The 7,083-nt window shown below is 36.6% G+C and carries 7 protein-coding genes and 1 pseudogene; 4 read left to right on the top strand and 4 right to left on the bottom strand.

The features are described 5' to 3' along the window. The first annotated feature begins 417 nt into the window (after window positions 1-417). From GSA01S_RS08615 to GSA01S_RS08600, 4 genes are all read left to right on the top strand, one after another. On the top strand, window positions 418-894 hold the full coding sequence (locus tag GSA01S_RS08615) for a nucleoside deaminase (protein WP_066126671.1): 477 nt from the start codon (window positions 418-420) through the stop codon (window positions 892-894). Between the two features lie 710 nt (window positions 895-1,604). Then, a complete protein-coding gene (locus GSA01S_RS08610; protein WP_066126669.1) occupies window positions 1,605-2,699 on the top strand; it encodes a hypothetical protein in 1,095 nt (364 codons plus the stop codon). 280 nt (window positions 2,700-2,979) lie between these two features. Beyond that, complete coding sequence (locus tag GSA01S_RS08605; RefSeq protein WP_066126668.1) at window positions 2,980-4,500, top strand: hypothetical protein; 1,521 nt, start codon at window positions 2,980-2,982, stop codon at window positions 4,498-4,500. Continuing rightward, on the top strand, window positions 4,493-5,206 hold the full coding sequence (locus GSA01S_RS08600) for a hypothetical protein (protein WP_066126665.1): 714 nt from the start codon (window positions 4,493-4,495) through the stop codon (window positions 5,204-5,206). Before GSA01S_RS08605 ends, GSA01S_RS08600 begins: the two co-directional genes overlap by 8 nt. Window positions 5,207-5,269: 63 nt before the next feature. Here the strand turns inward: GSA01S_RS08600 and GSA01S_RS08595 are convergent, their stop codons facing one another. The 4 genes and pseudogenes from GSA01S_RS08595 to GSA01S_RS08585 form a co-directional block, all read right to left on the bottom strand. Beyond that, entirely contained in the window at window positions 5,270-5,581 is a 312-nt protein-coding gene (locus tag GSA01S_RS08595) for a DsrE family protein (protein ID WP_066126663.1), read from the bottom strand. 16 nt (window positions 5,582-5,597) lie between these two features. Further along, a pseudogene (locus GSA01S_RS11275) lies at window positions 5,598-5,750 on the bottom strand (4a-hydroxytetrahydrobiopterin dehydratase); the annotation flags it as partial. 233 nt (window positions 5,751-5,983) lie between these two features. After that, the gene (locus tag GSA01S_RS08590) at window positions 5,984-6,679 is read right to left on the bottom strand and encodes an RluA family pseudouridine synthase (RefSeq protein ID WP_066126662.1); all 696 of its coding nucleotides are present in this window, start codon (window positions 6,677-6,679) and stop codon (window positions 5,984-5,986) included. A gap of 188 nt (window positions 6,680-6,867) precedes the next feature. Further along, on the bottom strand, window positions 6,868-7,083 hold a 216-nt coding region (locus tag GSA01S_RS08585), incomplete at its 5' end, for a hypothetical protein (RefSeq protein ID WP_169792692.1).

Genomic DNA, 7,083 nt, shown 5'->3' with positions numbered 1-7,083 from the left:
ACTGCGCTATAAATGAATAAGCATTAATTTGACTGGACTTTTCAAGATTAATCTCAGCTAAATTAAGACGCAGGTTGGGCCACTCAACCACTGCGCTTTTAATTACCGAGCAATAAACTTGATTGAATTTATCAAATTGATGCCTAACCTCATTAAGACGCCGTTTGAGACCACTCAACCACTACGCTTTTATTTAACGAGCAATAACTTGATTGAATCTATCAAATTTATGCCTAACCTCATTAAGACGTCGTTTGAGGTCACTCAACCACTGCGCTTTGAATTAAATCGATATGCCTGAACAGAATTTAAAAAGTTTTGCCCAAACTCTTAAAATCCATAATTGCACCGGTCTTCAACAATTCAAGTGACATAATTACAAACTCTGATAGAATAAGAGAAAAGGAGGGATTTAACATGATAAGTGAAAAAGATTTAGAGTACTTAGAGCGTTGTGTTGACTTAGCAGAGACGGCACTGAACGAAGGTGATGAGCCTTTTGGTTCGGTTCTTGTATCTAAAGAGGGAGAAATTCTCTTTGAAGATTATAACCATGTATCTGGTGGAGATTCGACCCAACACCCAGAATTCGCTATCGCACGCTGGGCGGCTGAGAATTTATCTCCTGAAGAGCGTGCCGCGGCGACTGTCTACACTTCTGGAGAACATTGCCCCATGTGTTCAGCAGCTCATGCTTGGGTAGGCTTAGGACGTATTGTCTATGCATGTTCTTCAGAGCAATTACAAGCTTGGCAGAAAGAATTAGGTGTTGAGCCTTCACCAGTTAAAAACTTAGCGATTGAAGATGTCATCCTTGATGCGAACGTTGACGGACCTGCTCCGGAATTAGCTGAACGCGTAAAACAATTGCACGTCAAATCACACCAAAAATAAGACTAATTAAGATTGTATTTTCAAAAGATAGTCATTATTAGAAAGTATGTTTTACATCGATAAACTCGATAACAAAGTTACATTAATTTATGCTGGAACTTCCGGTATTGGTGAAATAACCTCCCTAATATACGCTAAAAAAAGAGCTAAAGTAGCCATCGTTGGTCACAATAAAAAGCGGCTTGAAGCCATCTTAGATAAAATGAAAGATGTCTGTAGCTGAATCGATTTATATTAAAGCAGTTCATAAAGATTGCCAATCCATTAAAGAAAGTGTTAAGGGAACTAGACCTCTTTGGAATGATGGATAGCTTGTATAATGGAGTATGTTAATACTGAAAGTTCAGAATTAGTGATCAACACATAAATGGGTTACTGAAGATGAATTAACTACTTTAGAATCTGATTCAGAAACAGATGAAGAAGAAACAATAAACTCTTCTAATAGTCAAATTAGCTCAGAATCTGATGCCGAAACGGATGAAGAAGAAACAATAAACTCTTCTAATAGTCAAACTAGCTCAGAATCTGAATCAGAAAGCGAAAACACTGAAGAATAATTAAATTAAATAAATTTTGGCAGGTCATGATGGGTCTGCCTTTTTTAGATACTGATATGCTCAGGATTTATTATGAGTATATTATTTCTTGACAATACGATTGAAGGTTATAATGGAAGTGAGTATTAAGCATACAAGGAGGTTTAACTCATGAAGTATTTCTTTTGGCTAGTTATGCTAACGTTTATTGCTTTTGTAATATATATATTTCTTGGGCCGTTGAAGTTTTTTATCGATGTAGGCAACCATGACCCTGACGCTATTGCGAACACTAATTTTTTGAAAGCGATTGAACATTATGATGGTCAAACTGTGTCTTCTGAAGTCGAGTTGAGAGAGCGTCTGCTAGTATTGGATAATTACTTTGACGATGCGACCCCTCCAGACAAAAAAGAAGACACAGTAACAGAAATCAATACTTCACATATTCAAGCTCTTTTTGGTGAAGCGGACCAGATTATTTCTTTCGATAACATGCCCTCTGCTGATAGGGTCTATCAATATGATATTGGCCATGATACTCTAAGCTTTCACGAAAAGGATGAGGCAATTATTGAATATGTTATGGAAGATGTTTCTGGTGAGGCTTATGACAAAGAAGAATTAGATACCTTATTCCTATCGCTTGTGGATACTTTCTACCAATCTGACAAAAGCTCAGAAGGGTTATTCATCGAAGACTACCCTCAATATGTTAATCAACTTCCACCTAGTCGAAAGATTCAGCAAAATGGCTGGAATTTCCCTATAGCTAGAGATAAATTTATTCATTATTTTGATACCGGAGAAACTGACTCTTCCCCTATTAACTACTTGGGATTCATTTTCTGGGAGACCTTTGATGGCGTACAATTACGTTATATGGAACGACATTTGGGACGAGAATTGGGCCCATCTAGCTATCAGTTTGACGACATTCAAGAGAGTTTTAATAAGTTCAATGATTTGTTAAGTAAAGATGAGGATTATCCTCCGATCATACAGTTAATAGAATTAATTGATGCTTTTGGTCCTATGAGACACCTTCATTATTCCTATAGAATCTCTTTTACAGATGTATCTTGGGCCTTCCATAATGGGAATGAATGGTATAAACTGACCGCCAAAGTTGAGTTAAATCCATCGGTGGAACTCAAAGCCTTAGACGATTTGAATGAGTTGAAAGTCAGTGAATTAGAATTCAAGCCGATTAAAGACAGTGATTATATCATTAATACCCATGCATTTATTGCCAAACCACGTTAAGACGCAGATTGAGACCACTCAACCACTGCGCTTTGAATTAAATAGATACGCCTGAACAGAATTTAAAAAGGTTTTGCTCACTCTCTACAAAATTAAAAACCGTTTAAAACAAGTCAACAAAGTCAATTTTTTAAAAGTGTAAAATCAGAAAAACGATTTCTTTTAGTATATGATAATTCTATAGATAAATTAAAATGAAAGGATGATAGCGGTGAAAAAGATAATCAGTTGCCTAATCTTGTTGAGCTTGATAAGTCCATTGTGTGTACAGGCACAAACGATGTCATCAATTTTTGATGCCGATCCCTCTTACAATGCTAGACCTTATTCTCATAGTGGCTTAACTAACCGAATCATTGAAGAGATTAAAGCAACCTTCAATATTACTTCGAATGAGGAATTTCTATCCGAATTTCATGCTCATTCTGCGGGTTCTACTGTAATGATTCCTACTAAGAATGATGCTAATCTATCGATTACTGTATGGGATGGCATGCAGGGAGATGAACTGTATATCTATCAACGACTATCCTCCAATAAAGTCATTGATTTTAATACCTTTTTGACATTAATACAATTAATTGAACCTAATATGAATTCAGCAGATTTACAAAGTTTCTATAACCAATGGCAAGCCCAATTGGATGAGAATCACGAAGCTACAATAAATGGTCATGAATTTCACAGCTATGGATTGAATGATTCGTCTAATCCCAACAAACATGTTAACCAAATTGAGATACGATTCAATTTCCCACTGACTACCTTTGAGGATGAAGAGTTAACTAATTTATCTGGTTCGTTTTATGATTCAACTAAAGAATTTCCTAGTATTTACGAACATTCCAATTCAGATGCAACGGTCTATCTCGACCGCATGTATATCAATAACTTGTTATATGAGCTTCAACAAACTTTTGGCTTTGATTTGACGGAAAACCACCTGAGTGCTTGGGGAAGTACCGTTTACTTTTATCCGACTGAATTGGCTGAATTAGGAAGGTTGAATGAGTTCTATCTATTCAGTGGAGAAACTTCATCATACCAAACCATTGAGCTACGGTTTACGCACGATTATGAAGAAGATAATCCGGATATTAAAGCGAATCAACTCCCAATGATTAAATCTTACTTCCACCTATTCGCTAAGCTACTGAACCCTAATTTAATTGAGGAAGAGATTAATTCTGCCTTTGACAACTATACCGAAGAAGGTAATACAGAACTTGGTGATATCGTTATTAGACGCGAAGGTTTCACTGATAATACCATAAGTATGTCACGACGCATCCGATACAAACTAGAGGATGTTCAGCTAGACTATATCTTAAGTGTACCTGACAACCAAGCCAGACAAGTCTTGATACCATCCGAGACGATGCATGAAGCAACAGTCCCTCAAATCAACCCAGTTGAAAAAATCTTTGCCCAAACTAACTATAACCATTCAAATATTGGCGAAGTTTTTGGTAGTGATGCTAACTTAAAAAAACATTATGAAGATAAGGTTATTCAAGTACTTAATGCCCTTCCTTACCACAAAGAGGTGTTAGAAATTTCAGGAGACATTTTATTGGACTCTCCTGATAATTGGTTGATCCTCGAGCCCAATAGTAACGAGGATTTTCAATATCAGGTCTATATAGGTGACCTTGATTATAATATCGATGAGCCTGTTGAGATTCAAGCCTATAATTTGGGAATACAATTAATAGACAGAAAAACCCTCATGTTGATTCCGATAACGATCAAACAAAATGGGCAAACAATCTACAGCTTAGGAGGCGATATAAATGAATAGAAAACTGACTTTCAGTTTATTGGTTGTTGCTGTTCTGTCAGTAATTTTTGTCGGGTTTGCGAAAAATCAAACCAATCGTCCTGTTCATAGCAAACTCTCCGATAATATGATTGTATATGCCAACGTTCCTCCTAATCGATTTCGTGATAAAATCTCGTCCTTGAACCCAACGACTACCACAGGACCATACTTTACGAACTTATCTGAACAGCAACTCATGGAAATATCTAAGTTTAATGCGGAACATCTCACTGCCAACGCGATAAATGATGAATACTTAAAAGTCCAAGGTGCACAAGTGAATCTCGCTAACCAACAGATTCGTATTGGAACTAGCGAATACAATTATAAAGAAATGAGTAATCAGGACGGTACTACTTCTTACACCTTATCAGAGGGCGGAGATGATGTGATAAGCCCTGCTAACTTAACCTTATTAATTCGACAAGCCCAGTCTGAAATTAAAGACCGAAATCAAACTATCTGGTCGGCGACAAGATGGGGACTTGCACTCTTTATCATCATGTCAGTGATTGGATTATTGTTACTATTCAACATCGAATCTATCTCGGAGGTGTTGATAAGTCTAGTCATTAAAGATGCCAGTCCAGGTCCCTTAGTTAAATTATATGTCGGTGTGAGTGCGCTCATTTTAATTGCAACTAGCTTGTTTATTTTATTCCAAGCTTATCAAACCATTAGTTAACTATTTGATTAAATAAAAATTCTGAGTCAATCCCAACAAGAGACCCAGAATTTTTTTACTTATTTAGGGACGAATATAAGCATATCCTTCCATTTGTTTCTTAGCAATCTCAACAACGCCCGAATCTACCACACGTATGAGTGAATTTATTTGGTCTTTATTGATCTTATGTTTATTTAAGGAATTCTGACAAGCCACCACATCTACCTGATTCAAAATCTTATCACTTAATTCATCCTTGAGATAATAATTCACCGCATGACCATTCGCAACGATGGATATTTTCGCATCCCCTACTTCAGCTAAAAAATTATTTACATTCGAAAGAACCATATGCCATCGCTCTTCTTCATTGATATGAAACACTACTTGCATAGCTTTGACTCCTTTATCATTTAATGTCATCATTGAGTTGAGCTAAGTTAAAGCCTTTGGCTGTCAACCCATCTTCTTCATGAGTTTCTAAATCCACTATCACATGTTCATAAAATAATTGAATATCAGGATGTTGGTTGGCTTCCCCTTTGAGGACGACAACTTCATTGTAGAAGCTTTGGCTTCTTTAAAGTTTTTGAATTTATTTGATTTACTTGTGCGTTTGTCCTCTTCTAATTCCCAGTTGTCTAGTTGACTTATTCTTTCTCGAATCACTCCTGATATTCCCCCTATTTTATTATTCAATAGGGTTATTTTCTATCAAAAACGGCTCAATTTTCAATTAATATAGTGGCTCGCTTTTAAGTTAACATCTACATGAATGCTCGGTTTAAGAATATGTCATGCCATGGCTTGTAAATGAATACTTTCCCAACAATTCCAAGGAAATTCCTGTTTTGGCATGGATTGTACTCTCACTTCAGTTTTCTTTGTTGGGTGTTCTAACGAAAGCTCCTGTGCCCATAAGGCAATTTGCTGGCCTACTTTGCTGAATTTTTGACCGTATTTTTGGTCACCCCAGATTGGCGTGCCCATCCCTGCTAGTTGGACACGAATTTGATGAGGCCGTCCAGTTTGGAGTTGCACTTCTATTAAAGACAATTGATCATTACTTTCTAAGACTTTATAGGTAAGAACTGCTTTTTTTCCTTCTTTATGGTCAGAAGGAACAATCGACACAATATTTTTTCGCGTATCTTTTAATAAGTAATCAGTTAACTGACCTTGATCTTTGGAAGGCTTCCCATGAACGACTGCGTAATATTTACGCGTCATCGAATTGCGTCTCACCTGGACCGATAGTCGTGAAGCAACTTTGGATGTTTTGGCGAATACCATTGCCCCACCAACCGGCCGGTCCAGTCTATGCACTAGACCTAAGTAGACATTCCCTGGTTTATTAAAGCGAATTTTTATATCTTCTTTTAATATCGTTAATAAATCTTTGTCACGACTTTGATCCGATTGCACTGGAATATTAACTGGTTTCTCTACCATTAGTAAATGATTATCTTCGTAAAGAATTGGCACTTGCATGTCAATCTTCTCCCTTTATACGTAATATTCCCATATTACCATGAAAAAGATTTAAAATGTCAGTTAGTTTGACATTCATTTATATATTAGAGGGAATTTCGCCTAAAAAAGCTGAACTCTGGACTAAACTGCTCTACTGGATAGTTTACAATTAGTTTTTGAATATCTATCCCTTTCTTCTTGTTATTTCAATACTTCCCATTAAGAAAAGGAATACCATGCTGTTTACATTTCTTTAATAATAAAGTTTCTCCTAGTGATTGACTCTTCACAGATGCATACTCTTTCGATTCCGTCTTACCCCTTTGCATCTTGCCAAGCTTTCGCTTGTTTTCTGCATTTTCCATCTCCACTACCTCTCTTTCTTTCCAATGTTCATTATTGTTCAGTCCTTCGGTCGGTAA

The organism is Globicatella sanguinis NBRC 15551, assembly GCF_001552295.1.
GTDB classification, from domain to species: Bacteria; Bacillota; Bacilli; order Lactobacillales; family Aerococcaceae; genus Globicatella; species Globicatella sanguinis.
The sequence above is the reverse complement of the archived record's forward strand: the minus strand, read 5'-3'. Positions and strand labels throughout refer to the sequence as shown.

What these genes read in the sequence shown, in the direction of transcription:
- GSA01S_RS08615 (WP_066126671.1), top strand. Translation starts at nt 418, where the DNA reads ATGATAAGTGAAAAAGATTTAGAGTACTTAGAGCGTTGTGTTGACTTA.
- GSA01S_RS08610 (WP_066126669.1), top strand. Translation starts at nt 1,605, where the DNA reads ATGAAGTATTTCTTTTGGCTAGTTATGCTAACGTTTATTGCTTTTGTA.
- GSA01S_RS08605 (WP_066126668.1), top strand. Translation starts at nt 2,980, where the DNA reads ATGTCATCAATTTTTGATGCCGATCCCTCTTACAATGCTAGACCTTAT.
- GSA01S_RS08600 (WP_066126665.1), top strand. Translation starts at nt 4,493, where the DNA reads ATGAATAGAAAACTGACTTTCAGTTTATTGGTTGTTGCTGTTCTGTCA.
- GSA01S_RS08595 (WP_066126663.1), bottom strand. Translation starts at nt 5,581, where the DNA reads ATGCAAGTAGTGTTTCATATCAATGAAGAAGAGCGATGGCATATGGTT.
- GSA01S_RS08590 (WP_066126662.1), bottom strand. Translation starts at nt 6,679, where the DNA reads ATGCAAGTGCCAATTCTTTACGAAGATAATCATTTACTAATGGTAGAG.